The sequence below is a fragment of the Ruegeria sp. CL5 genome (assembly GCF_056536485.1).
In genome coordinates, this window is record NZ_JBQFPS010000007.1 from 219787 (window position 1) to 244000 (window position 24214).

The 24214-nt window shown below is 53.2% G+C and carries 24 protein-coding genes and 2 pseudogenes; 10 read left to right on the plus strand and 16 right to left on the minus strand.

Annotated elements, in window-relative coordinates:
• The gene (gene moaD / locus ACR0IU_RS13960) at window positions 1-246 is read right to left on the minus strand and encodes a molybdopterin converting factor subunit 1 (protein WP_170474018.1); all 246 of its coding nucleotides are present in this window, start codon (window positions 244-246) and stop codon (window positions 1-3) included.
• A gap of 3 nt (window positions 247-249) precedes the next feature.
• Window positions 250-918: a CDP-diacylglycerol--glycerol-3-phosphate 3-phosphatidyltransferase gene (gene pgsA, locus ACR0IU_RS13965; protein WP_170544821.1), complete on the minus strand. Its 669-nt coding sequence runs from the start codon at window positions 916-918 to the stop codon at window positions 250-252.
• Window positions 919-1108: 190 nt separating this feature from the next.
• Here pgsA and ACR0IU_RS13970 point away from each other — a divergent pair, with 190 nt between their 5' ends.
• Window positions 1109-1993 carry a DMT family transporter gene (locus ACR0IU_RS13970; protein ID WP_480716662.1) on the plus strand — a complete coding sequence of 295 codons (885 nt, stop codon included), beginning with the start codon at window positions 1109-1111 and terminating at the stop codon, window positions 1991-1993.
• Here ACR0IU_RS13970 and uvrC read toward each other — a convergent pair.
• The 7 genes from uvrC to ACR0IU_RS14005 form a co-directional block, all read right to left on the minus strand.
• Window positions 1990-3864 carry an excinuclease ABC subunit UvrC gene (gene uvrC, locus ACR0IU_RS13975; RefSeq protein WP_480716690.1) on the minus strand — a complete coding sequence of 625 codons (1875 nt, stop codon included), beginning with the start codon at window positions 3862-3864 and terminating at the stop codon, window positions 1990-1992. The two genes, ACR0IU_RS13970 and uvrC, sit on opposite strands and share 4 nt — an antisense overlap.
• Before the next feature lie 290 nt (window positions 3865-4154).
• Window positions 4155-4934: an SDR family oxidoreductase gene (locus ACR0IU_RS13980; RefSeq protein WP_480716663.1), complete on the minus strand. Its 780-nt coding sequence runs from the start codon at window positions 4932-4934 to the stop codon at window positions 4155-4157.
• 21 nt (window positions 4935-4955) lie between these two features.
• The gene (locus tag ACR0IU_RS13985; protein WP_480716664.1) at window positions 4956-5918 is read right to left on the minus strand and encodes a calcium/sodium antiporter; all 963 of its coding nucleotides are present in this window, start codon (window positions 5916-5918) and stop codon (window positions 4956-4958) included.
• A 168-nt stretch (window positions 5919-6086) separates the two neighbouring features.
• Window positions 6087-6884 (minus strand): S49 family peptidase, encoded by a 798-nt coding sequence (locus tag ACR0IU_RS13990; RefSeq protein ID WP_029622261.1) that lies wholly within the window; start codon window positions 6882-6884, stop codon window positions 6087-6089.
• 104 nt (window positions 6885-6988) lie between these two features.
• The gene (locus tag ACR0IU_RS13995; protein WP_480716665.1) at window positions 6989-7750 is read right to left on the minus strand and encodes an ABC transporter permease; all 762 of its coding nucleotides are present in this window, start codon (window positions 7748-7750) and stop codon (window positions 6989-6991) included.
• Entirely contained in the window at window positions 7747-8676 is a 930-nt protein-coding gene (locus ACR0IU_RS14000) for an ABC transporter ATP-binding protein (protein ID WP_480716666.1), read from the minus strand. The genes ACR0IU_RS13995 and ACR0IU_RS14000 overlap by 4 nt, the downstream gene beginning before the upstream one ends.
• Before the next feature lie 93 nt (window positions 8677-8769).
• Entirely contained in the window at window positions 8770-9285 is a 516-nt protein-coding gene (locus ACR0IU_RS14005) for an SRPBCC family protein (protein WP_480716667.1), read from the minus strand.
• Between the two features lie 144 nt (window positions 9286-9429).
• On the opposite strand from ACR0IU_RS14005, the gene ACR0IU_RS14010 reads away from it, so the two are divergent.
• Window positions 9430-10524: a CaiB/BaiF CoA transferase family protein gene (locus ACR0IU_RS14010; protein ID WP_480716668.1), complete on the plus strand. Its 1095-nt coding sequence runs from the start codon at window positions 9430-9432 to the stop codon at window positions 10522-10524.
• Between the two features lie 58 nt (window positions 10525-10582).
• On the opposite strand, the gene hemE is transcribed toward ACR0IU_RS14010, so the two are convergent.
• Entirely contained in the window at window positions 10583-11617 is a 1035-nt protein-coding gene (gene hemE, locus ACR0IU_RS14015; protein ID WP_480716669.1) for a uroporphyrinogen decarboxylase, read from the minus strand.
• A gap of 107 nt (window positions 11618-11724) precedes the next feature.
• On the opposite strand from hemE, the gene hemC reads away from it, so the two are divergent.
• Window positions 11725-12681, plus strand: a complete 957-nt coding sequence (hemC, locus tag ACR0IU_RS14020; RefSeq protein ID WP_480716670.1) for a hydroxymethylbilane synthase — start codon at window positions 11725-11727, stop codon at window positions 12679-12681.
• A gap of 236 nt (window positions 12682-12917) precedes the next feature.
• Here hemC and ACR0IU_RS14025 read toward each other — a convergent pair whose 3' ends face one another.
• The 3 genes from ACR0IU_RS14025 to ACR0IU_RS14035 form a co-directional block, all read right to left on the minus strand.
• Complete coding sequence (locus ACR0IU_RS14025; RefSeq protein ID WP_480716671.1) at window positions 12918-15152, minus strand: CHASE2 domain-containing protein; 2235 nt, start codon at window positions 15150-15152, stop codon at window positions 12918-12920.
• Between the two features lie 48 nt (window positions 15153-15200).
• Window positions 15201-16163 (minus strand): FecR family protein, encoded by a 963-nt coding sequence (locus ACR0IU_RS14030; protein WP_480716691.1) that lies wholly within the window; start codon window positions 16161-16163, stop codon window positions 15201-15203.
• An 822-nt stretch (window positions 16164-16985) separates the two neighbouring features.
• Window positions 16986-17213: a WGR domain-containing protein gene (locus tag ACR0IU_RS14035; RefSeq protein ID WP_480716672.1), complete on the minus strand. Its 228-nt coding sequence runs from the start codon at window positions 17211-17213 to the stop codon at window positions 16986-16988.
• 432 nt (window positions 17214-17645) lie between these two features.
• On the opposite strand from ACR0IU_RS14035, the gene ACR0IU_RS14040 reads away from it, so the two are divergent.
• Window positions 17646-18044 (plus strand): hypothetical protein, encoded by a 399-nt coding sequence (locus ACR0IU_RS14040; RefSeq protein WP_480716673.1) that lies wholly within the window; start codon window positions 17646-17648, stop codon window positions 18042-18044.
• A 155-nt stretch (window positions 18045-18199) separates the two neighbouring features.
• Here ACR0IU_RS14040 and ACR0IU_RS14045 read toward each other — a convergent pair whose 3' ends face one another.
• Both ACR0IU_RS14045 and ACR0IU_RS14050 read right to left on the minus strand, forming a co-directional pair.
• Window positions 18200-18451 carry a hypothetical protein gene (locus ACR0IU_RS14045; RefSeq protein ID WP_480716674.1) on the minus strand — a complete coding sequence of 84 codons (252 nt, stop codon included), beginning with the start codon at window positions 18449-18451 and terminating at the stop codon, window positions 18200-18202.
• 85 nt (window positions 18452-18536) lie between these two features.
• On the minus strand, window positions 18537-18725 hold the full coding sequence (locus ACR0IU_RS14050) for a hypothetical protein (RefSeq protein WP_480716675.1): 189 nt from the start codon (window positions 18723-18725) through the stop codon (window positions 18537-18539).
• A gap of 429 nt (window positions 18726-19154) precedes the next feature.
• Between ACR0IU_RS14050 and ACR0IU_RS14055 the strand changes: the two genes are divergently transcribed.
• The 5 genes and pseudogenes from ACR0IU_RS14055 to ACR0IU_RS14075 all read left to right on the plus strand — a co-directional run bounded on the left by ACR0IU_RS14055 (window position 19155) and on the right by ACR0IU_RS14075 (window position 22895).
• Window positions 19155-19886: a metallophosphoesterase gene (locus ACR0IU_RS14055; RefSeq protein ID WP_480716676.1), complete on the plus strand. Its 732-nt coding sequence runs from the start codon at window positions 19155-19157 to the stop codon at window positions 19884-19886.
• A gap of 164 nt (window positions 19887-20050) precedes the next feature.
• Window positions 20051-20242 (plus strand): annotated as a pseudogene (locus ACR0IU_RS14060) (transposase); the annotation flags it as partial.
• A 393-nt stretch (window positions 20243-20635) separates the two neighbouring features.
• Window positions 20636-20863 carry a hypothetical protein gene (locus ACR0IU_RS14065; protein WP_480716677.1) on the plus strand — a complete coding sequence of 76 codons (228 nt, stop codon included), beginning with the start codon at window positions 20636-20638 and terminating at the stop codon, window positions 20861-20863.
• The gene (locus tag ACR0IU_RS14070; RefSeq protein WP_480716678.1) at window positions 20860-21744 is read left to right on the plus strand and encodes a glycosyltransferase family 2 protein; all 885 of its coding nucleotides are present in this window, start codon (window positions 20860-20862) and stop codon (window positions 21742-21744) included. The genes ACR0IU_RS14065 and ACR0IU_RS14070 overlap by 4 nt, the downstream gene beginning before the upstream one ends.
• 113 nt (window positions 21745-21857) lie before the next feature.
• Window positions 21858-22895: a glycosyltransferase gene (locus ACR0IU_RS14075; protein ID WP_480716679.1), complete on the plus strand. Its 1038-nt coding sequence runs from the start codon at window positions 21858-21860 to the stop codon at window positions 22893-22895.
• A 108-nt stretch (window positions 22896-23003) separates the two neighbouring features.
• Here ACR0IU_RS14075 and ACR0IU_RS14080 read toward each other — a convergent pair.
• Window positions 23004-23191: pseudogene (locus ACR0IU_RS14080) on the minus strand (IS5/IS1182 family transposase); the annotation flags it as partial.
• Window positions 23192-23928: 737 nt separating this feature from the next.
• On the opposite strand from ACR0IU_RS14080, the gene ACR0IU_RS14085 reads away from it, so the two are divergent.
• On the plus strand, window positions 23929-24214 hold a 286-nt coding region (locus ACR0IU_RS14085), incomplete at its 3' end, for a hypothetical protein (RefSeq protein WP_480716680.1).

The following is a 24214-nucleotide window of genomic DNA, read 5'->3' on the forward strand; positions in this document are numbered from 1 at the left end:
TTAGCCACCCGTCATGGGCGGGAAGAAGGCGACCTCGCGCACCCCGGTCAATGAGGCGTCAAAATCCGAAAGCTCTTGATCCAACGCTACACGCAGCGCGGAGAGGTCCGCGAACGCAGCGGCATAGCGATCTTCGCGTGCGCTGAGTTCAGCGACCAGATCGTTCACAGTGGCAGCTTCGGTCTGAACTTTCTCTTTAGGCAGACCGATGCGTTCACGCACCCAGGCGAAATACAGCACGTCCATTGCTTAGCTCTCCTTCAGGTGGGGCATGGCTTTACGTAGGTAGTCATAGCCGGTGATCAATGTCAGCGTCGCAGCGATCCACAGCAGCCACAGACCAATACGGCCAGACCAGAACATGCCTTCAAGATGCCAGCGCACGTGGCCCAGATCCTCCACCTGCCCGGTCAACACCTGATCGATGGTCGTGGCGTCCATTCCGAACGTGGCCATCACGAAGTGGTGTTCGAATATGCCCTGCGAAAACAGGATCGCGATTGCCACCATCTGCGCCGTCGTTTTCCACTTGGCCAGTTTCGTGACCTTCAACGTCCCAGCCACGTCACCCAGATACTCCCGCAGACCTGAAACAAAGACTTCACGAAACAGGATGACCGTTGCGGGCAGCACCAGCCATGGCGTCCAGTGCTCGGTCGAGTAGCCCACCAAGATCATCAACGCGATCACAACCATAGCCTTATCAGCGATTGGGTCCAGCATGGCCCCGATTTTGGTTTCCTGTTTCCAAGCCCGCGCAAGATAGCCGTCGAACCAATCAGTGATGGCCGCAGTCAGGAACAGGATCAGCGCAAACCAATCCGCATAGGGGCGCGTGAAATACAGAAACATCACGGCAAGACCCGGCGCGGCCACGAGGCGCAGGACGGTCAGAATATTCGGCAGGTTCCATTTCATGGCTTGGACCCTACATCGCCGGCCCGGGACATAAAAGATGAGGTCGCGAAAAACTCACAGTACACAAGCGTTTGGCACGTGGCACGTCACAGAGTCGCAACAGTAGAGAAGTCTTCAGATTCATCTTGGCATCGCAATACATTGAAGTCAGATTGGCGGATGGCCCGACCTGAAAGCACCTGAACCCCACATGACACCGCATATCCAAACCGACCCCCGGTCGAACCTGATCGGTAGCGCCTGGATGATCGCCGCCATGGCTTTGTTCGCGATCGAAGACGCGCTGCTAAAAGGCGCATCGACTGACTTGCCGATCTGGCAGGTTTTGCTTCTGTTTGGCACGGGCGGATCAATGATTTTTGCATGCGTCACAACCCTACGCGGCGGGAGGTTATTCCATCCCGATGTCTTGTCTCGACCCATGAAAATTCGCGTCTTTTTCGAGATCCTAGGACGGATGTTCTATTTGCTGGCAATCGCTCTGACGCCACTCTCATCTGCGACAGTGATTTTGCAGGCCACGCCGCTGGTCGTGGTTGCTGGTGCGGCGCTGTTCTTTGGGGAAACCGTCGGCTGGCGACGCTGGAGCGCGATTGCAATTGGTCTGGTCGGTGTCGTCATCATCATCCGACCAACAGGCGATAGTTTTACGATGCTGTCACTTCTGGCGGTGTTTGGGATGTTGGGATTTGCGGGTCGCGATCTGGCGAGCCGTGCCGCGCCCGCGACACTGGGTGCAGACGTGCTGGGGTTCTACGGGTTCCTCTCTGTCGTGGTTGCTGGGATCGCCTATCGATTCTACGAGGGCGCGCCGATGGTAGCCATGACGGGCACCACAGGTGCCTACATTGCGACCGCAGTGGTGATCGGGACGATGGCCTATGCGTCACTCATGAAAGCGATGCGGACGGGCGAAGTTTCAGCTGTGACGCCCTTTCGGTACTCCCGGCTTCTGTTCGGGATCGGGCTGGGTGTATTCTTGTTCAAAGAGCAATTGGATCAAACAATGTGGATTGGCAGCGCCCTGATCGTGGCCTCCGGTCTTTATATTCTCTGGCGCGGGCGAAAAGCCTAACCCTTGTCGTGGAAGAAATCATAGACTTTCTGCGCCAGCCCGGCTGAGATACCTTCGACAGCTTTTAGGTCTGCCAAATTGGCTCGGCTTACAGCTTTGGCGCTGCCAAAATGAGCCAACAGAGCACGTTTGCGTGCGGCTCCGACACCGGAAATTTCATCCAAGGGCGTAGCACCAACCGCTTTGGCCCGTTTCGCACGGTGCGTCCCGATGGCAAAGCGGTGGGCCTCGTCCCTCAGGCGCTGGACGAAGTACAATACGGGGTCATTGCGTTTCAAGGCAAAGGGGCGTTGGCCGATGCGATGAAACTCTTCTTTGCCATGGTCGCGATCCACGCCTTTGGCGACACCGATCATTGGAATATCTTCGACCCCATGTACCTGCATGATCTCGTGCACAGCACTCACCTGTCCGGCTCCGCCATCTATCAACAGCAGGTCAGGCCATAGTCCCTTATCTCGATCCGGGTCTTCTTTTTGCAGGCGAGTGAAACGGCGGGTCAGGACCTCTTTCATCATGCCGAAATCATCACCCGGGGTCAGATCGTCGCCACGAATGTTGAACTTGCGGTAAGCGCTCTTCATGAACCCTTCAGGACCTGCGACGATCATGCCCCCTACTGCGTTAGTTCCTTGTATGTGAGAGTTATCGTAAACCTCGATCCGGTTCGGCGGTGCGTCCAGATCAAATGCCTCGGCCACACCCCGCAGCAATTTGGCCTGCGTGGCACTTTCTGACATCCGTCGGGCCAGTGATTCACGCGCATTGCGTAAGGCACCGGCCACCAATTCCTGTTTCTCGCCACGCTGGGGCACATTGATTTCAACCTTACGGCCGGCTTTTTCGGTTAGCGCCTGTTGCATCAGATCGGCGTTTTCGATTGCATCAGACAGGATCAACTGACGCGGCGGTTCCTTATTGTCGTAGAATTGCCCCAGGAACGCCTCCATCACCTCTGCCGGAGACACGTCCGCACCAACGCGCGGATAGAAGTCCTTATTCCCCCAGTTTTGATTGGCGCGGATAAAGAACACCTGTACGCAGGCCTGCCCGCCGTCCATATACAGGCCGATCACATCCGCCTCAGCCACACCGCGCGGGTTGATGCCCTGGCTGGTCTGCACCTGCGTCAGCGCCCGGATTCGGTCGCGCAGACCAGCGGCGCGCTCGAATTCCATCGCCTCGGACGCGGCCATCATCTGATCGGCCAAATCTTCCTGCACCTTGGTGGATCTGCCAGATAGAAACCGTTCGGCGTCCTTTACGCTTTCACGATAGTCCGCATCGGAAATCAGCCCAACACATGGCCCAGAACAACGCTTGATCTGGTAGAGCAAGCAAGGCCGCGTGCGGCTATCAAACATTGAGTCAGAGCAATTCCGCAGCAGGAATGCTTTCTGCAACTGGTTCAGCGTCCGGTTTACGGCTCCAGCACTGGCGAATGGCCCGAAATAGGCGCCTTTTTCTTTCTTGGCCCCGCGATGTTTCTTGATCTGCGGAAAGGCATGATCCTTGGCGACCAAAATATTGGGAAAGCTTTTGTCGTCCCGCAGCAGCACATTGTATTTTGGCTTGAGCTGCTTGATCAGGTTTTGTTCCAGCAGCAGTGCCTCGGTCTCTGTCCGCGTAGTCAGGAACATCATCGAGGCAGTCGCTGCAATCATCTTCTCGATCCGGCCCGAATGCCCGGGTCGCGTATAGTTCGACACCCGTGCCTTCAGGTTGCGCGCTTTGCCCACGTACAGAACACGACTGTCCGCATCCAGCATCCGGTAAACACCCGGCGAGCTGTCCAGCGTTTTCACATAGCGCTGAATGCAGGCATAGCCGGTGGCTTGTGTTGATGAATCGGGGTCGGTGCTGGCTGTCATGGCTCTGAGATATGATTCTCTGACCATGGCTGCAATCTTGAGCCCATTAGATCAAGAGAAAACAAATCCACGACTTCTGTGGATAAGTATGCAGATAACTTTTGGGGCGTCGTGATTTTCCCTTGAATCATTGCCTATTCGTTGATCTGCACAAAAAATAGGCAGTATTTTAACTATTTGTTTTCAAACGATACTTTTTCTAATGTGAGACAAGTGTATGAAAATTAAGACATTTTTGTAACGTGCATGTAACGTAAATGAGAGCGGTGCAAAACTTACCGCAGTTTTACCTATTCTACGCCCAGTACATCCGGTGTCTGCCAGCCCAGATGCTGCCCGCCATCCACGCACAAAAGCTGACCGGTGACCGAATGCGCATCCAGAAAATAGCCAAGCGCGGCAGTGATATCTGCCGGATTCGCGCCGCGTTCAAGAATCGTGTTCCGGCGTTGAGCGTTAAAGTGCTTTTCGCTTTGTCGATGACCCTGCATCGTCGGTCCCGGGCCGATTGCGTTTACGCGGATCGCAGGTGTCAATGCCTGAGCTGCGGTTCGGGTCAGGGTCCATAGACCCATCTTGGCGATCGTATACGACATGAACTCGGGCGTCAGTTTGCGTACGCGCATGTCCACCATGTTCACGATCAGACCCACTGCCTGGGGCTCACCCTGTTCATCCAATGTCGGCTGCAATCCCTGTGCGGCCATGGCCTGCGTCAGAACAAATGGCGCGCGCAGGTTGCTGTCGAGGTGGCGATCCCAGCTGTTGCGCGTAGCGGTATGAATATTGTCATATTCAAAGATCGAGGCATTGTTGACGAGGCAAGTTATCGGCCCGCCAAGCGCCTCGACCGAGCGGGGCAGCAACGAACTGACCTGAGCTTCGTCAAGCAGATCTGCCTGCAGAGCCACTGACTTTCGCCCCAGCGCCTGCACTTCATTCACTGTTTCAAGCGCTTCCCGTTCCGAACTTGCGTAATGCACAGCCACATCCATCCCGCGCCGCGCCAAGTATAGTGCCATGGCGCGGCCAAGACGTTTTCCCGCTCCGGTCACCAGTGCTTGGGTCATGGGCACTCTCCCCAGGTCTGATCAGGCCAGAAGGCTAACCACATAGATCACATAAAGTAGCGTCAGGACCAAACCCCAGACCCGCGTAATGTCCTTTTTGAAGAAAACAAACGGGACCAGCAAAAGCGATGCACCCAGCATCACCCAGAGATCAAAGCGTAGAAACTCAGGATCAACCGGGATACGCCCAAACAGGGTTGCGATACCGACAATGGCCAGCAGATTGAACATGTTCGATCCGATGACATTGCCCAGCGCCACATCTGCCTGCCGACGCAATGCCGCCATGACCGTAGTCGCCAGTTCCGGCAAGGATGTGCCAACCGCGATCAAGGTCAGGCCGATCACAGTTTCGCTCACGCCATAGCTCTGGGCGATGATGGTAGCATTGTCGACCAACAAATGGGCACCCATTGGCAGACCGATCAGGCCCAGGATCAAATAAACTGCTACTTTCCAATAAGGCATGTCGGGGTCTGCTTCCTCCAGACCGTCCAGCTCGTCGTCATCAGCACAGGCTTCACCACAGGCCTTGCGGTGGGCATGCGCCTCGCGAAAGGCATTGGCGAGAACCAGAGCCAAAGCTGACAGTAAGATCGCCCCACTGAGCAGGTTAAAGACCCCGCAAAATGCCAACCCGATAAACAGAACCGAAGCGAGCAACATGAAGATATAGTTTTTTCTGCTGTCACATTCGCTTGTGTGCAACGTCGCCAAAAGCGCCGGAAGCCCCAGAACCAACAGAATATTCGCCGTGTTCGACCCCACAACGTTGCCCAGCGCTATCCCCGGCGCATTTTCTTTGATCGCACTGATCGCGATCAACAATTCAGGTGCCGAGGTGCCAAAGGCAACGATCGTAAGGCTGACAATCAGCGCAGGCACACCCAATCGCAGGCTGAGGTTCACGGCCCCGCGGACCAGCGCATCACCTGCCAACAGCAAGATCAGCAATCCAAGGCCAGAGAACAGCCACGCGCTCATCCACGGCCTCCTGTTTCACAAGGACAGGGGCCTTTACCGATCCGAAACCGCCCACAACGAGGACATTTTGCAGAACTCAACCGTTTGTGACCCGGAAAGCGGAGCTTTCCGAACATCGCCAGAACACCCATGGCAACCAGAAACAGTGAGACTATTTTGATGATCACGTCACAACCCGAAACGCGCGTAGGCAGCACGCTCCTCAAGCCCGGCAAAGGCATCCTGCGCAATCGTCGCCCCAAAACGGGACCAGATCGGTTTGCGCAGTCCGTAACGGCGGAATTTGACCTTATCGCCAAACTTCTCCTGCATTTTAGGCTTCAGATGCGCAATCCCGTCGATCAATCCCAACTCTTGCGCACGCCGCGCCAGCCAAACCTCGCCATTGAACAGATCAGCACTGGTATCCAGCTTGCCGTCTCGGCGAGACTTTACGTGATCAATGAAATTCTCGTGGATATCGCCCAGCAGCACTTTGAGCCGTGCAACGTCGTCTTTCTTTTCGGGGGCAAACGGATCGAGCATCGATTTCGACTGACCCGCTGTGTGCACACGTCTTTCAAAGCCCTGGCGTGCCAGAAATACATGCGCACCGAAGCCAGAAGAAATCACGCCTATTGATCCCAGAACCGAACTGTCATCGGCCCAAATCTCATCTGCCGAAGCCGCCAGCCAGTATCCGCCCGAGGCGGCCACATCTTCGACGAAGGCATAGACCGGAATATCAAGCTCTTCCGCCAGCCGCCGGATACGCGCACCAATCAATGAGCTTTGAACAGGCGATCCACCCGGCGAATTGACCTCAAGTGCTACGGCAGCAGGCTTACCTTTGCGAAAAGCTTTTTCCAGTACCGGCGCCAAGGCGGTGGCATTCATCGACCCGCGCCCTGCCATTCCGATGGCACCGGACAGACGAACAACGGCCACCATGGGCTGCTTTTTCAGGAAGGGCAGGCTGAGTTTCATGGAAGCCGATGTAGAGGGCGCCGAGGCTGTAAACAAGAGACCCGAAGCGCCATAAACGCGACGTGAACCAATTTCACACACCTGATGGGCAAAAATGCAACGCCCTAGCTACGGATGCGCCAGCCGGTTTTGAATATCCAGCCAATGATTGCAAGGCAGATTCCGGTGAACGCAAGTATAGCCAGAAGGCTCCAGAAAATGGGTACATCGGCGATTCCGTAGAACGACCAGCGAAAGCCTGAAATCAGATAGACCACAGGGTTGAACAGTGTGATCGTTTGCCAGAGGGGCGGCAGCATCGAGATCGAGTAGAACGTGCCGCCCAGAAAGATCAGGGGCGTCACGACAAGTTGAGGAACCAGCGACATCTGCTCAAAATTCCCGGCCCAGATACCCACGATAAAGCCCAGCAACGAAAAGCTGAGACAGGACAGGACTAGGAATGCCGCCATGGCAAAGGGGTGTTCTATGCGTATATCGACGAAGAAGGTCGCGGTGGCCAGAATGACAAGGCCGACGAACAACGCCTTGGTTGCGGCTGCCCCCACATATCCGATCACAATCTCAATGAAATTGATCGGCGCCGACAATAGCTCATAAATCGTGCCCAGAAACTTCGGGAAATATATGCCGAAAGATGCGTTCGAGATCGACAGCATCACCACAGACAACATGATGAGACCCGGCACAATGAAAGCGCCGTAAGAAACGCCCTCAATCTCTTGAATGCGACTGCCGATCGCGGTGCCAAACACCACGAAGTAAAGCGAGGTCGACAGCACTGGCGACAAAAAGCTCTGTGCGAGCGTACGGAAAAACCGGGCCATTTCGAACCGGTAGATTGCGGCAATTGCAGACCAGTTCATGCGGGCTCTCCGGATACGAGGTTAACGAATATCTCTTCAAGGCTCGACTGACGGGTCTGAACGTCGCGCAATACCAGACCAGCCTGCGCCACATCATTGAGAAGAGTGGTGATCCCGGTACGATCGGCATGGGTGTCGTAAGTGTAGATCAGCGAGTCTCCGGCCCCATTCAAAGTCAGGTTATGCTCGGACAAGCTTTCGGGAATGGTCGATACAGGCTCGGTCAGCATGACCTCGATCTGTTTTTTACCCATCTGCGCCATCAATGTGTCCTTATCCTGGACCAGCAAAAGCTCACCCTTATCGATGACGCCGACACGGTCGGCGATTGCCTCGGCTTCTTCGATATAGTGGGTGGTCAGGATGATGGTGACACCGGCCAGTTTCAACTCGGCCACGATCTCCCACATGTCCTTACGCAGTTCGACATCGACGCCAGCGGTGGGTTCATCCAGAAACAGCACCCGTGGCTCATGCGCCAGAGCCTTGGCAATCAATACGCGGCGCTTCATGCCGCCAGATAACTCCTTGATTGAATTGCGGCGCTTGTCCCAAAGGGACAGCTTGCGCAAAATCTCTTCGATCCGGGCATTGTCAGACCCGTGGCCGAACAGCCCTCGTGAGAAGCGAACAGTATTCCAAACCTTCTCGAACGGCTCCAGCGCGATCTCCTGCGGCACCAGTCCTATCATCTTTCGCGCCGCGCGAAACTCGGTCTGGATGTCATGCCCCCCCACGGTAACCGATCCTGATGTCGGAGTAGTAATGCCGCAAACGGTGGAAATCAGCGTTGTTTTACCAGCACCATTCGGACCCAACAGCGCAAGAATCTCACCTTCTTCAATGTCCAGAGACACGCCTTTCAGCGCCTCAAAACCATCGGCATAGGATTTCCGCAAATCGCAGATGGACAAAATGGTGGTCATGCGTTCCCTCGTTCTGGCCCTGCAACCTATCGCGGAGGACCATCTTGGAACAGTCCAATTCCGCACAGGCTCATGCGCATGTATGCAGGGGGCTTAATCTCGCCCTGTCAAACGGCCTAGCCAACCCTTTTTGGTTTCTTCCTCAGCGTCATCGTCTTCCGGCTGCGGCCCTTCAAAGTGCTCTTGCAGATTGGCAAAAAACTGATCCGCCATCTTCTTGGCAAATCCATCAATCAGGCGGCTTCCCAATTGCGCTAGCTTGCCCCCCACTTTGGCATCAACGTCGTAGGTCAAAAGGGTGCAGCCAGACTCACTTGGCTCGAAACTTACGTTCGCACTGCCCTTGGCAAAGCCCGCGGCCCCACCCTTGCCCTCACCCGCAATGGTCAGACGTTCCGGTTCAACCATGTCAGACATGGTAACGGTGCCTTTGAAGGTCGCCTTCACGGGGCCGACCTTTTGCACCACGGTCGCATGGTATCCTTCAGTCGGATCGCCCGTGATCTCTTGTGCACCGCTGATGCAAGCTTTCAGCACTTCAGGATCCAGCAGGGCAGAATAAACTTCGGCGGGTGACGCCTGAATTTCGCGTGTATCGCTTAGCTGCATCTGAGAACCTCTTTCATACCTACGGCAGACCGACATAGACCTAGCCCTGAATTGTCGATGCAAGCAACCCAATTGCAGGGGCAAAACAAACTCTTCGCTTGCATTCGCTGCGCCACGCAGAAACGCTGCGTCGCAGGAGGGACCATGCTGAACGGAATTCGTATCATCGAAGTCGAAGGGCTTGGCCCGGGCCCTTTCGCTGCCATGCTGCTGGCGGATATGGGTGCGGACGTCATCACTATTCACCGCAAAGGATCTGCGATCACACCGGGAATGCCTGAGCGTTCCCTTCTGGACCGAGGCAAGCGATCCATTGCGCTGGATCTCAAGGACCCACAGGAATTAGAGATAGCGAAACGTCTGATCGCAACCGCTGATGCGCTGATCGAAGGCTTTCGCCCTGGCGTGATGGAAAAGCTTGGGCTGGGCCCTGAGGATTGTCATCAGATCAACCCGAAACTGGTCTATGGCCGAATGACTGGTTGGGGCCAACAAAGCCCTTTGTCCAACACCGCAGGCCATGATCTTAACTATATCGCGCTTTCGGGGGCGTTGTCTTACGCGTCCCCACCTGGCCAACCACCTTTAACACCTGCAACGCTCGTCGGAGATATCGGCGGTGGCGCACTGTATCTGGTCGCAGGTCTGCTAGCCGGGCTTCTGAATGCCCAAAGCACAGGAAAAGGCACGGTGGTGGACGCCGCCATCTACGATGGTTCAGCCCATATGATGAATCTGCTGATGAGCCTGCGCCAGACTGGCAACCTGTCCGACACTCGGGGTGAAAGCCTGCTGGACGGCCCGCATTGGAGCCGCACTTACACGTGCGCAGACGGTGGCTTCATCTCAGTTCAATGTCTGGAGCCAAAGTTTTACGGCTGCTTTCTGGATATCCTCGGGCTTGGCGATGATGCTGAATTCGCTCGGCAATATGACCAAACTGCGTGGCCGGGCCTGACGGAACGCCTGAGCAAAATATTTGCCGAGAAACCTCGCGATGAATGGGCGGCGCTGTTCCAAGATACAGACGCCTGCGTTGCCCCGGTCCTAAGCCCGCAAGAAGCGCTAGATCACCGAATGAACACGGCTCGCCAAACATGGATCGACCACGAAGAAACACGTCAAGCCGCAGCCGCACCAAGATTCTCAACCTACGATTGGCACCCTCGATCCAGCCCAAAACGCGGAGAGCACACAGATGAAATTCTGAACGATCTCCCGCCCGCTTCATCTGGCTGAAAATATCTCGGGGGTGAATTGGCCGAAGGCCAAGAGGGGGCTGGCCCCTTAGCCCGGCTTACCGCCCGCGCACCGTATCGATCATCAGTTGAACATTCTCCGGGTCCGCATCCGGTGTGATCCCATGTCCCAGATTAAAAATATGCGGCCCCTTCGAGAAGGCCTTAACAATTCGACGTGTCTCATCAACCAGCGCCTGACCACCCGTGACCATATGCAATGAGGCCAGATTGCCCTGCACACACCCATCGACTTGTACATTCGCAGCAGCCCATTCGGGCGACACAGAATTGTCCAGTGCGACGCAATCCACTCCGGTGGCTTTGGCGAACCCGATGTAGCCCTGATCCGCTTCGCGAGGAAATCCGATGACGGGAATGCCCGGATGCCGGGCCTTTATGGCTGCGGTAATCAAGCGGCAGGGTTCAACAGCGTATTTCTGAAACGCTTCGCCCTTCAATGATCCTGCCCAGCTATCAAAGATTTTGACAACCTCGGCCCCGGCCTCGATCTGAGCTGACAGGTATTCAATCGTCGCAGCAGTGATCCGATGCAAAAGCGACTCGAACAGCGCAGTGTTTTCTTCGCGCAGCGTATGGGCTGGCCCCTGATCCGGGGTGCCCCGTCCGGCGATCATATAGGTCGCCACTGTCCAGGGCGCGCCTGCAAATCCGATCAATGTAGTTTCAGAAGGAAGCTCACGCGAAAGAATACGCACGGTCTCATAAACCGGAGACAGAGTTTCATGGATCGCATCAATCGGCTTCAGCGCATCGAATTCCGATTGCTGCGTGATCGTGGACAGACGCGGCCCCTCACCAGTGACAAACCATAAATCCGCGCCCAGCGCCTGTGGCACCAGCAAGATATCGGCAAACAGGATCGCAGCATCAAATCCGTAACGGCGGATGGGTTGAAGGGTAACCTCGGCGGCCAGCTCGGGATTATAGCACAAGGACAGGAAATCACCGGCCTGCGCACGCGTGGCACGATATTCGGGCAGATACCGCCCGGCCTGCCGCATCATCCAGATCGGTGGAACGTCCTGAACCTCACCCGCCAGCGCCCGCAGTATTTTCTTTGTCTCGGCCATTCGTGCCCCCAGTATTCCGGTTTGGTGCAACGGGTCGGCCCTCAGTGGCAATTTGTCAAGCTCTGCCCCCATTGTCAGGGCAATGTGACGCGACTAAAGCTGTGCACATGAGTCTGATATTGCCTACCCCCGCATCGCCTCTGAAAATCGGTACCCGTGGATCCCCGCTGGCGCTGGCGCAGGCCTATGAAACCCGTCAGAGGCTTGGTGCCGCTTTCGACCTGCCTGAGGACGCGTTCGAGATCGTGGTGATCAAGACCACCGGCGACAACCGCGCGATGATCGATGCGGACCGACCGCTGAAAGAGATTGGCAACAAGGGTCTGTTCACCAAGGAAATCGAAGAGGCGATGCTAAAAGGCGAGATCGACATCGCCGTGCATTCGACCAAGGACATGCCGGTGGAACAGCCTGACGGGCTGGTGCTGGATACATTCCTGCCACGCGAGGATGTGCGCGATGCGTTTATCTCGCCGTCATTGAGCTCGATTCACGATCTGCCCGAAGGCGCTGTTGTCGGGACGTCTTCGCTGCGCCGCCGGGCGCAATTGCTGAACCGTCGGCCCGATCTGAACGTGGTTGAGTTTCGCGGCAATGTTCAAACCCGGTTGAAGAAACTGGCCGATGGCGTGGCCGATTGTACGTTTCTGGCCATGGCCGGTTTGCGCCGGTTGGATATGAAAGACGTCCCAGCGACCGCCATTTCCACAGACGACATGCTACCTGCTATTGCTCAGGGCACGATCGGCATTGAAAGACGCAGCGATGACACGCGCGCTGCAGAAATGCTGGCCGCAATTCATCACGTTGAAACCAGCCAGCGACTCGCCGCCGAGCGCAGCTTGCTGGCCGGGCTGGACGGTTCATGTGAAACTCCGATCGCTGGATTGGCTGAAATCCGAGATGGCCAGTTACATCTGCGCGGCGAAGTTCTGCGCCCGGACGGGTCCGAGGCCATCAGCGATGAGGTAACCGCATCGGTCGATGACGGGATCGAACTGGGTCAGTCCATGGCGACATCTCTTCTGAAACAAGCTGGTCCAGGTTTCTTCGATTGGCGATAAGAAAAAAATTTATACAACTTCAAGGTAATGTGAACTTCTTCACTGTATCTTCTGTTGGATTGTCTAAATATGAGTTTATTCCAATGAGGATGGAAGGTCGGTCTCGAATATATCGAAAGTTTTAGCCCGTTTTTGTTTTAGATAGTATTCGAGGGGGCGAGATTGATCTTTCTGGCGGGGCGCAGTTGAAAATCAGCTGCGCCTCGTTCTTTCTCCAAAGTAATCGGGTGATGATACTATGTCGCGTTTTCGCGCAGGCCATTATGATGACTGAATACCGGTTGGGCATGCACCATCTCTGACCGAAAATCCGCAGCACGGCCGGGTAATGTGCCATAGAATGATGCCAGACCCAGCTCGACTGTCGCAGCGAGCGCTGCGCATTCTTTGCTTAGGTTCGCAACGTCAAACTGTGACGCCCGCGATCGAACGGCTTCCAATAGCCTAAAATGCGCAGCCTCCAACGCTTTAAACTCAGCGCTGCCCGCTAGATTCCTGTCACCGACAAGAAGGTAAACTGGTTCTGGTTCACTCTTGCCCTTCAGATCAACAAATCCCGCCTCGAGCAGTGCCAGATCAGATTTTGTGGCCTGCTGTATCGAGTGTGAGACAAGTATGTCGTAATCCACATGTCGGCAATTCTGCTCGATCCGCGCCGCCACATTCACCACATCCCCGATAACCGTATAGTTGAAACGACGCCGCGAACCGATATTGCCGACACAGGCGGCTCCGGTCGCGCACCCGGTGGCGAGGGCAATCGGAGGACGATCGCGCATAATGGAGGAAGAGTTAAAATTCTCTAACGCCACTCGCATTTTCAATGCGGCCAATGCAGCGCGACACGGATGATCATCGACCGGTAGTGGCGCATTCCAGAAGGCCATGACCGCATCGCCGATAAACTTATCGATGGTTCCGCGTTCGACAAGAATCTGGTCCCCGATTTCAGAAAAAAGCGCGTTTAGCAAAGCCACCAAATCTGTGGCGGTTACCGACTCGGACAAGGGGGTAAATCCTCGAATATCCGAGAACATCACTGTGATCTCCTGAGATTCTCCACCCAATTGCAGTTGATGCCCATTGGCCTCCATCTCATCAAGAATCTCGGGCGCTACGTAATGCGAAAAGGTTTGACGGATCACCCGCTTTTCCCGTTCGGTTGAGATAAACAGGTAGCCTGCCAACAACCCGAAATTTGCCATTCCTCCGGCCAAAGGGAAGGTCGCATCAAACAAAACCGATTGATTCTGAAATGAAAGCCAGCTGATAAGGATCACCACCATTGCCGCTACGCCGCCTGTGACAAATGATGCAACCGCTCCAAAGTTGGACATCACCACGGTGACAACAATGCCAAGAATCACAAATGCCACCAGTTCCAGCGCGGCGGTCACATCAGATCTGCTGAGCAAATCACCAACTAAAATCTGTTCGATAATCTGCGCGTGAATCGAAACGCCTGGTACGGACTCACCCAACGCTGTCTGGTGCATATCGAACAAACCGGCCGCAGACGTGCCCACCAGTATGATATGGCCCTCGATTTCTGATCGAAGCGCCGGATCATCAGGGTTTTGCATGATTGCATCTGCCGACAGATATAAAGCTGGCTGATCTTTTCGATACCTGACCCAAACCTCGCCATCTTCAGTTGTTGGCAGTCGAAAATCTCCGATTTCGACCGCAAGTACGATCCCCTCTTCCTCAGAAGAGCCCTCGACCAGAATGTAAGGCGCATCCAAAGCAACTCTCAAAGCTTCGATGCCCAACCCCGGCAGCGCGCCGTCTGGTCCACCCCACAAGGCTGGAACACGTCGTACGACGCCCATCCCCCCAATCGGTGAGACATTAACGCCGCCAATTCCCGCGGCGCTGCGGTCAAGAGGTGGAGCAATTGGTGTCCAGTAAGGCACCGAGACCAACCCCGCAGTCGGGTTTTCTCCGATCTCGACGATGCCGGCCTTGGAGCTGATCTGACTTCCTTCCTGGGATGTTCGGGCGGCGGTGCCCAGTACGACTGGCCAACGAGCAACCTCTAGCCCAAACACGACATCGTGGTCGGTTTTTTGCGCATTACTCTCAACGGTCAGAACCCCTGCAAGCGACGGGTCTTTGAGCAATCGCGCGGGGGAATATCTGTCAGGCTCGGCAAACAGCATATCAAATGCTATGGCCGCTGCGCCGTTTTCACCTAGATTTTGAACCATCTGCGCCAATAGTGTGCGCGGCCAGGGCCATTGACCCCAGTTAGCCAATGACTGCTCGTCTATATCCAGAACCTTAACCGGTAATTCGGGGTTGTATTCCCTTGGCGAGATGCGCTGAAGCACGTCGAAGTAGATCAGGCGAGAAATACGTACGGGGTAGGGGTCCAGAATTCTTATGAAGCAACCCAACAAGATCAGCGCCAAACCAGCCAGGCGAAAACCCAGTCGTCGACTAATTCTGGCTTTGATCTTACCCGCCACATTCGCCTCCTTGGCGCTGGGGGAAAAGTAGGCTTGCGATGTCTTCACCTACCTGCTTGCGGCTGCGGACGCATTGCCTCTGTCACCCGGGCTACCCCTATTCCCCTTGCCATGCCCGGGACCTTTGCCTTTGCCAGGGTTCCCTGTTCCGCCTGAAGGTCCGGTTCGACCAGCAGGATTTGAACCGTCCCCCTGGCCAGACCGATTTGATTTCACGTCTGGTTCAGGCTCTGGCGCTGGGGGTTCAGGTGCCGGAGGTTCCGGTTCAGAAGTTTCAGCTCTGGACACTCTCACAACTTGGGTCTGAATGACCCTTTGAGGCGCCGCGCTTCGTTGAACCGGAATGTCTGATTGCCGAACCGCAAGAGGAACAGATTCCCTAGCGCATCCGCCAAAATCGACCTGAAGCGGACTCAGCAGATCCCTTTGTGACTGAACGAATGGGAAGCCATTCTTAAGGGCCAACTCATATTGTTCCTGGTCGACGGGGCGACCAACATTCCCACCCAGTGAAGTCGCGAACAGGCTGCACTGGCGCCCGGTCGAGCGGCACCTACCCGATCGACTGCACATGCGGACCTTACCTTCCAATACCAGCATGGCACTTTGCTTACCCGGGACAACCCACATGTCGAAGGTTGTGCCACGAACGGCCATGGTCGCTGTGGGGGTTTGTATGGAATAGGCTCTTTTCTTACTTTTACCCGAAATGAATCGAAAACTTCCACCCAAGGCTTGAACCGCGAAAGATTTTGCTTTCTTTTTTCCGCGCAACATTGAGACATCCAGCACCATTTGTGCATTCGGGCCGATTGCGATCTTGGTATCATCTACGAACAACAACTGTACGACTCCGGATCGGTCGGTAGAAATGGTATCTCCGGAAACAACTTCCATCCCTTCACGCAGACGTATCTTTTTGCCAGCGCGAACTACATCGGCACCCTGCTTGGCACTCAATACCTTTCCGATAGAGGCAGTGACCGATGCCGGTAATGCAGCCAGAACCATAAAAACAAGAAACAATCTTAACCAGGCCAAACCCAAGTCCCCTTCCCCCAAAAGGTACCCACTGGGATGTTAAATCACCCCTCGCCCGATATCTGTCGCCTCAGAGAGCTAAATCTGATTAGTTATTCAACCCATTAAATCTAGACAAATATGCGCTCAAACCGGTGCATTTGGCAAGCATCGGGGTATTTGGCTGCGTTTCCCGCGTTTTGAAATCTCTTATCCAAGGCTCGGTACAGCCACATCATTGGATTTGATCAATAGTTCTCAGATAAACTCTTCGCACGCAAAAATCGTCTTGTATCTGGATGACAGGCAAGGATATACGCGCTAACCGAGACGTGGCCGAATGGTCGAAGGCGCCCCTCCTTCTAAGGAAGCGCCATATTTTTTCCTTTTTTTCATCATTTTACAGTCCCTGAAAGTCAGCTTGTCAAAATTTTGACCAAAGTCTGGTGGTGCCAGTTTCGCATAGTGAAAGATCTTATCAGTGTCCGACCACCCTCCATTTCGCGAAGCGCTTTCTCGTTGTTGGTCTGGGCAAGAAACCACGTGGCGAAGCTATGGCGCAGAACATAGGGGGGCACCTCAGGACCTAACGGGCAGCTCACGACTACATGGACCGACCACGACCCAAAGCCGTTGCCCCGGCTCGCACGAGACGGATCAGGGGCTATTGCGTCAGGGAGATCAGGCTAGGTTGTTCAGAGTGGAAGCCGGCATGCCGACTGAATCCAAGTGCTTGGCCACAAGCCATAAGGCCAGGAATTTGCTACAGAAAAAAGTTGCAACCCGAAGTCACTCACCCACCGGAACATACCCTTAGCGGCGCTTTTGCATTTCGAGTTTATGGAGCGCATCGGCAGTCCGGGCTTCGTCATCATACGTCACCATCATGGCTTGTCCGTTCGTGCCAATTCCTCCCCAGGTTTGAAGAATAAAAACTTCGCCAAACAGCGTCGGCTGCAACTCTATTCCATAGAACCACGCCACGCTGGCGTCTGGCTCCACATGGATCGGGTGGAGAGGTGTAGTTGCTGACAGCTCCATTGCGCGATTATCGGCGAATTAAGCCCGTCTGTCCAATGTCATAGCGAAATCAATTTCTAGGCAAGGATTCTGATCCTCGATGGCAACTTAGCCCAATCTTCATATGGGATGTTCGACATGACGTCAGGATGACGCGTTTGCTCCGTTTCTCGACCAAGACCAATTGATCTGCGCGCCGGGAGCCAAGCTGGCAAAGCCTTTAACATAGGCAAAAGCCTAGTCTGGAAACTCATATGCACTTAAGGTTGTTTCAACTTTTGACCTAAGTGAATTGTTGTACAGCATTCTTTTTCTTTAATAATCTTGATTTTATCTGCTCTTACAGTCGACCTCCAATCGCCTGAACGACTGTTATCGAGAGTTGAGCAGGCATCAACCTCTGGGTTGTGTTCACTCTACTTGCCATCTCGAACCTCATCGAGAGGTAAGCTCATGATTGAAGCAGAGTTAGCAGTCAGAGGAGTGAGCCAATGCAACCTGGGGAAATACGGTCAAGTGAGCCTTTCGACGTTCGGACCGAATACCTACGAGCGCACTGTTTTCCAGTCCAACTCTGTGGCTGCAACTGATTATGATTGTACCGATTTATCCAGTGGGGCAGCAGAACAGAAATTCTTTTTGGCCTCCAATGGTCCAATTTCTGATCCTCACAACTTAGACGGAGATGGTGAAGGGCTAGTTTGCGAGTGGGGTACTCAAATAAAACGGATTTCACAATACCGCCGACCTCCTGCGATAGTCAGAACATCTGCATCTCAATATCCTACCGGTCCAAAGGGCGGCACCTATACGATTACATCAAGCGGAAACAAGAAATACGCCGGCTGTTAGTATCAACAAATGTGGCATCTCGCACAGGTTTCATACAAGAGCCAGTTCCCAGACTAATCGAATATTTGACGTCTACAATGCGCACGATGTAAAATAATGCATCTATTATGGATCATTCGTTCAAGGACTAACTGGCTTTTGCGAAAACGACGTGCCTAGGGCAACACATTCAGTTCCGGTGGGTAGGAATTCAGGTAATCGTTCGCCTTCATATCTGTAAGCGTGGTCAGATAAAGCCCTTCATCGTGCAGTGAGTAAGGCACTTCCCAGGTGGTACCGGTGAAATTGTCAGAGATTGTTTCATAGATTTTATCTATGTCACCGATATCACGAGTCACACTGACCTCCAAAGCAACAATGAATGTGACGGGCACAGAAGCTTCATCGGTCCAGCTCGCGTGCAGCATCAAGTTGATTTCTCTGATCGACAGCAATGCGCGACCAAGATCAGAATTTTTCCATGTTTAGCGCAATCCGCCTTGCGAAATGACTTTATTGATTCATTGAAAGCATCTCGACACGCGAAGCGTCCAAAAAGCGCTCCAATGCTCTGGCAAGCTCAAGAGTTTGAAGCTCGTTTTCACAACCGCGCTGACGTTCCCAGGTTATCAGCAGCTGTTTGCTGACGCTCATTGCGCGCGAAAATTCGACTACCATGCCCTCAGGTGGATTGTCGATCAACCCGTATCCGGGAGCTGGACTCTCTACGATTCAGCAGTTCGCCCAATTGGCCGGATAGCCGCCTCATCAGCTCTGTGTACGCGATCTTCGAAGAGATTTGCGACAGAACGCCGCACCCGGGTCTGTTACAAAGCTTTAACTTACCACAGCGATAGCAACATTCTGGCGGATTAAGCGGTCAGCTCCATAAATCGCCGAGCTTTCCAATTAATCTCGACACTGGTCCTGAGTTGGTTGTCATCGACTTCAATTTTTGAAAAATAAACTTAAATTGCATGGATACGGTAGTAGGCATTGGGCGCGTTCAGAGCATGAAGGACGGTAGGATTACAATCTACTGATCTTGTTGCAGCAGATGTTTTGGCACAGCAATACCTTGCTTGGCGAGCGAAATCTGAGCACCGGCGTTACCATGGATTGGAGCAAAAGATGTTGAAAGCTTGGACCGCCAATCGGCGAAAGAAGTATCATGTATATCAGCCGATAGAGCCTGAAAAACCGTTCTATGCAATCGGTGATATCCACGGTCGTTCTGATCTATTGGAGCGTGTGCTGTTGCAACTGCCAGAGGCCGCCCGGATTGTTTTTATTGGAGACTATATCGATCGCGGCGAAGATAGCGCAGGCGTTTTGCGCAGACTTATTGGTCGCCCCAATTGTCATTTTCTCATGGGAAACCACGAGGAGATGCTGTTGGCATTTCTAGAAAATCCACGTGCGAATGGTTCTAGATGGCTGCGCTATGGTGGCTTGCAAACACTGGCTAGCTTTGGTGTTTCGAACGTGACGGAAACCTGCGATCCAAACAGGCTGGAAGCTGTACGGGACGCCCTTCGCCAAGCGATGGGGCCAGAGCAAATCTTCTGGTTGCGCAACCTGGATTACCAACACCAAAACGGTAATGTCGTCGTCGTACATGCCGGAGCTGACCCAAAACAAAAAATCGACTTGCAAGACAGACATAACTTTGTCTGGGGCCATCATGACTTCGGAAAGATCATGCGAGAGGACGGTTTGTGGATAGTTCACGGTCATACCATCGTTAGCACTCCAGTTGCGGAAAAAGGTGTTATCTCAATCGATACCGGCGCTTACGCGACCGGGCAGCTTTGCGTTGCCAATATTATTCACGGCGGTGTTAGTTTTAAAGTTGTCGGCTGAGCAATAAAGATTGTTATGGTGAAACCTCGAATACGTTAAGCTGCGCTGCTTGAAGAAACGCTAGTACAAATTAATCCAGCACCATGGACCCCTCACCCCCAGTCATAACGCAGCTCATCTCAGTAAGGTTGCACTGGTTGATGTTTCTCATACGACTTTGGCAACGCGGGCGCATCCTAGGTCGCAAACAGCGAACGACAACAGCCCCATATGATAAGCGCCGCTACAAACGCGGCAATCGGTTTGAGATAATGTTTGGCAGAGTGAAGGACCGGTGCCGTATGGCGAAGCGGTACGACAGGTGTCCCAATGTCTTCCTCTCAGCAATCACTCTCGCCGCTTTGGTCATCTATTGACCAAAGGCCTGAGCCTAATGCAGACTCCGATCTAACCTATGACTTTAAAAGAAATCACGCAGATCCTCGTTGAACAGTGCCCAAGGCCTAATCCTAGGATAAACGTATTCTATGGATTTGAAGTTAAATTCATCGACTTTTCGCACTATCCATCGATTACGCAGGGTCCCGTAGAAGGACTGTTTTTATCTAACCCAAAAGATTATAGATCTGGTGACATAGTATTCATACAAACCTTTTGTGGCCACCAATTGGTGCCACCGTTGGACATGCCTAGATTGGTGCGCTACGAAGAAGTCTGAGCAAAATTTGAATGGCCCGCATAACTTTGTTGGTGTGGGATACGAATAGTCGATGTAGGTTTCGCTGCATGCCTTCAAAAAGGATAAGTGGATGTCGAGAAATATTTGCACATTGCTGCTTAGCTCTTCTGTGATGCAAAATTCCAAAATCATTGAGTATCAAGAATTAGGACTGACCGGCCCAAACAAACAAACTTTAGCAATGATTGTTGCCATGAGTTCCAATTTGAAAGCACGCAAAAAAAAGCGCATTGACCGGTCGCGCAATCGCGTAGTCCTCCGTGTGTATCTTTCACCGAAAATCTCGCGTGCAGCATGAAGTTGAAAGAAATGTCGCGTCCAAGTCTAGCGGCGGTAGCAATCTGCAAGAACGAAGAGAAAAATCTTCCCGGCCTGATTAAAAACTTGATTGAATGGGTAGATGAGATTGTAATTGTGGATGATGGTTCCACTGATCGCAGTCGCGAAATTGCTGAAGCTGCAGGCAAGAAGGTCACATTTGTTGATCACAAAATGTGTCAGCAACTTGGCTATGCGGGGCAACGCAATATTGGCGTAGAAACAGCGACCTCCGATTGGTTACTGCATATGGATTGCGACGAACGCGTTACTCGAGAACTCGCTGAAGAAATATGCAAAGCAATTCAGTCCACGGAGTATTTTGGGTTTCGTTATCGCCGACTGAATTACTTCCTACATCGACCTATGAAGCATGGGGGTTGGGCGTCTTGGAACCGCCCGCAGCTTGCTCGCCGTGATCAGCATCGGTTCCACGGGCAACTGCATGAAAGCTGCGAAATCAATGGCGGTGAGGCAAAGACCGGTCAATTGTCTTGTTTGATGATGCATCTGAACGAAGGAAGCTTTGAGGAGCGTCTTAGGAAAAGCGCTCGCTACGTGGAGATGAACGCGGACGCGTATGAGACCTGCGATACGAGTGTCACAGGGCTGAGGATATTTTTACGTACTGCGCGCGAATTCTTAAAGAAGTATCTATTGCAGAAAGGGTTTTTGGACGGGACGCCTGGACTAATCTCTGCGTTGCACTCAGCGACAGCAGAGTTTCGCGTTCAGGCACTAGTATGGGACAGGCAGAACGCCATCCCACGTTGCCAAATAGATGCAGATCTCAAAAGCTTCAGGAAGGATACACTTTTTTTAACGCCGCCTCCGGAAGTACAAAATCCACAGCGTGAATGACTGTGGCTCCACATGTTCTATTTCATCGGCCAACCTTGTGGGGATCTGATATCCAATGTTCCACTAAGACTCTCGCTTGCCTGTTTGCCCGCCGCGGATTTGATGTGAGTTACATGGAAAACCCACTGGATCCTGTTCACCTACTGCGCGGCAAGAATTACTTCAATGAATGGAAAAAGTCACCTTATACGGACAAAGGTGTAAGGGTTCTAAACTTGGCCACACCAGTGCCAGTGCGCGATGTTTGGCCTTTGAGTACGACGTTCGCATCATATCTTAAGTACCGTTTTATGATTCCGTCGCTTCAATCTATTATCGAATCGGAGGGGCGTTCTGCGCCGGGTCTAGTTTGGACCACCGTACCAGGCAGTGTTATTGCGCTGAAGAAAAGTTTTCCTCGAGCCAAGGTCGTTTTTCATGTTGTCGACTATTATCCGGCCTTTCGCGGCCCGGCAGTCGTAAAATTGGAACGTCAAGATTATGCTAGTGCCGATGAGGTTTATGTCATTGGCACAAGTCTCAAGACCTATCTCGTAGAAGATCTCGATATTCCTGCCTCCAAGGTGACGGTTCTGGGGCAGGGGGTCGAATTGGAGACCTATCAGATGCAAATGTGCACGCCGATGGAGTTAGAAACTTTACCTCACCCTCGCGCCATTTGGTGTGGCGTTCTTAACAAAGGTGATCCAGAACTCTTTGAAGCACTAGCCACGGAGATACAAGCACGCGGCGGATCGTTGATACTTATCGGACCATACGCGGATTGGGCGCTGGAATTAGCTCAAAAGATGCCGAAAACTATCTTGCTGCTCGGACCTAAAACGCCGCGAGAAGTGCCGCGATACCTTAAGGCGGCGGACATTGGCATCATGCTTTATGATCGCAGTCGACAGGAAGTTTATCGCGGACAAAATCCCCTAAAGCTCTACGAATATGCGGCTGCGGGGCTTCCAGTTCTCTCCACTGCCCATGACGAATTCGACACGTTACATCCGCCCGTAGTCCAAATCGGACAGGAGAAGGATATCCCGCCAGCAATAGAAAAGGTCTTGGCCAGTATGGAAAGCCAAAAAGCCGCTACTATTGCTTTCGCCGCCGAGCATAGCTGGCAGTCCAAAGTAGATATGATCATTGAAAGATTTTTCCCATGAGTTCAAATCGGCAGCATGGGAATAAGAGATTTTTACATGATTCGTTATTCGGTTCGGCTAACTGAGGGACATAGGATTACATTTTATACTCTTCGGTCCTTTCAGCACCCGGCCGAATCCCTGTCTCGGAGACCCCCTTTTTGCGCTCACCGCCTGCTGGTGGGCTAGAATAACGCTGCTATCAACCATTTGGAACGCGTCTAGGACAGCTCCGTTTTGGTTTGATGCCCTAAAATTTTCTCCCGTAGATCCGCCGATGTCCAGCATCTGAAGTGCCAGTAAACGTTGGACCATTTTTGGACAACTGAGTAGATTGCAAAGAACCTCTGCAATCCTCCTCGCGACCGCTGGCATTGCATTGTTCGTCCCAGCTTTCGAAATAAGAAATGGTTGTACTTGGCTCGATTGTGTAAGCGGCTTTACCCGCCCAAGAATCGCCCCTTCAAATCTGTAAGAGGGCTACCGTAACCAAATATCAAGTGGGTTATATTTGGAAGTCGACTACCCCTATACAGGGATCAATTTAGCATGACTTTTCGAGCGCGGTGGTAAAGGTTCGCAGATGCCCGTCACGCCACAGCCAACTCACGGCGTTCTCAATTCGCAACGAGAAGGCGATTTACAACTACCTGAACAGAACAGCAAGAAAGTGCCTCGGATGGTAGGTTCCAACCGAGGCCTTCGGAGATGAATTCAAGAAGCGAGTTAGTGGATACTGTCGCAATAACCTGAGTGTCACCGCAGCAGATCGACGCTTTCATTGATCATTACAATCACGGGCACTAGCACAAGATCCAGCAAGATTTAGCACCTCCAGAAATAACCTCGGACATGGACTGATATTTCTAGATCATCGAAAAAGGATTAAACAGAGGGCAATCGAAACGCGAATCTTGCACCTCCGTAAATTCGTCGCATAATCAATCCAACAGCACGAGCCAGATCCTCCCGTAGATCTCGCCGCCAGCTGTCCAGAAGTCCCTAACAACGGACATCGCGTGATGGCTGCCCTCAATGTAAATAGGTAACCAGAATGACAATCATCCACTCTTCCGATCTCGGCTGGACCGCTGGCCAGGACATCTCTGCGGAGTTCGCCGCGCTGGCGAGGACCCTGGAGCCCGGCGATGTGTTCGTCTTTGATCACATGTACAAAATCAGTGGGCGAAAAATTGCGCTGGCCGACAACGTCACTCTGGCCGGCGGTACACCGGGTGCTGGGTTTGAAGTGCAGGACTTTACTCAGCATTCTTCCCCTTTGCTTGTTTTGGGGGACTCAAACACCCTGGTGGATCTGACGATAAAGCACAAAGATGTCT

Excerpts from the sequence above, each read along its gene's own strand:
- ACR0IU_RS14035 (WP_480716672.1), bottom strand. The coding sequence starts at position 17,213 with ATGGAGCTGTCAGCAACTACACCTCTCCACCCGATCCATGTGGAGCCA.
- ACR0IU_RS14055 (WP_480716676.1), top strand. The coding sequence starts at position 19,155 with ATGTTGAAAGCTTGGACCGCCAATCGGCGAAAGAAGTATCATGTATAT.
- ACR0IU_RS13970 (WP_480716662.1), top strand. The coding sequence starts at position 1,109 with ATGACACCGCATATCCAAACCGACCCCCGGTCGAACCTGATCGGTAGC.
- ACR0IU_RS13980 (WP_480716663.1), bottom strand. The coding sequence starts at position 4,934 with ATGACCCAAGCACTGGTGACCGGAGCGGGAAAACGTCTTGGCCGCGCC.
- moaD (WP_170474018.1), bottom strand. The coding sequence starts at position 246 with ATGGACGTGCTGTATTTCGCCTGGGTGCGTGAACGCATCGGTCTGCCT.
- ACR0IU_RS14045 (WP_480716674.1), bottom strand. The coding sequence starts at position 18,451 with ATGCTGCACGCGAGCTGGACCGATGAAGCTTCTGTGCCCGTCACATTC.
- ACR0IU_RS14030 (WP_480716691.1), bottom strand. The coding sequence starts at position 16,163 with ATGGTTCTGGCTGCATTACCGGCATCGGTCACTGCCTCTATCGGAAAG.
- ACR0IU_RS13990 (WP_029622261.1), bottom strand. The coding sequence starts at position 6,884 with ATGAAACTCAGCCTGCCCTTCCTGAAAAAGCAGCCCATGGTGGCCGTT.
- ACR0IU_RS14065 (WP_480716677.1), top strand. The coding sequence starts at position 20,636 with ATGTCGAGAAATATTTGCACATTGCTGCTTAGCTCTTCTGTGATGCAA.
- ACR0IU_RS14000 (WP_480716666.1), bottom strand. The coding sequence starts at position 8,676 with ATGACCACCATTTTGTCCATCTGCGATTTGCGGAAATCCTATGCCGAT.
- ACR0IU_RS14070 (WP_480716678.1), top strand. The coding sequence starts at position 20,860 with ATGAAGTTGAAAGAAATGTCGCGTCCAAGTCTAGCGGCGGTAGCAATC.
- uvrC (WP_480716690.1), bottom strand. The coding sequence starts at position 3,864 with ATGACAGCCAGCACCGACCCCGATTCATCAACACAAGCCACCGGCTAT.
- hemE (WP_480716669.1), bottom strand. The coding sequence starts at position 11,617 with ATGGCCGAGACAAAGAAAATACTGCGGGCGCTGGCGGGTGAGGTTCAG.
- pgsA (WP_170544821.1), bottom strand. The coding sequence starts at position 918 with ATGAAATGGAACCTGCCGAATATTCTGACCGTCCTGCGCCTCGTGGCC.
- ACR0IU_RS14075 (WP_480716679.1), top strand. The coding sequence starts at position 21,858 with ATGGAAAACCCACTGGATCCTGTTCACCTACTGCGCGGCAAGAATTAC.
- ACR0IU_RS14010 (WP_480716668.1), top strand. The coding sequence starts at position 9,430 with ATGCTGAACGGAATTCGTATCATCGAAGTCGAAGGGCTTGGCCCGGGC.
- hemC (WP_480716670.1), top strand. The coding sequence starts at position 11,725 with ATGAGTCTGATATTGCCTACCCCCGCATCGCCTCTGAAAATCGGTACC.
- ACR0IU_RS14040 (WP_480716673.1), top strand. The coding sequence starts at position 17,646 with ATGATTGAAGCAGAGTTAGCAGTCAGAGGAGTGAGCCAATGCAACCTG.
- ACR0IU_RS14005 (WP_480716667.1), bottom strand. The coding sequence starts at position 9,285 with ATGCAGCTAAGCGATACACGCGAAATTCAGGCGTCACCCGCCGAAGTT.
- ACR0IU_RS13985 (WP_480716664.1), bottom strand. The coding sequence starts at position 5,918 with ATGAGCGCGTGGCTGTTCTCTGGCCTTGGATTGCTGATCTTGCTGTTG.
- ACR0IU_RS13995 (WP_480716665.1), bottom strand. The coding sequence starts at position 7,750 with ATGAACTGGTCTGCAATTGCCGCAATCTACCGGTTCGAAATGGCCCGG.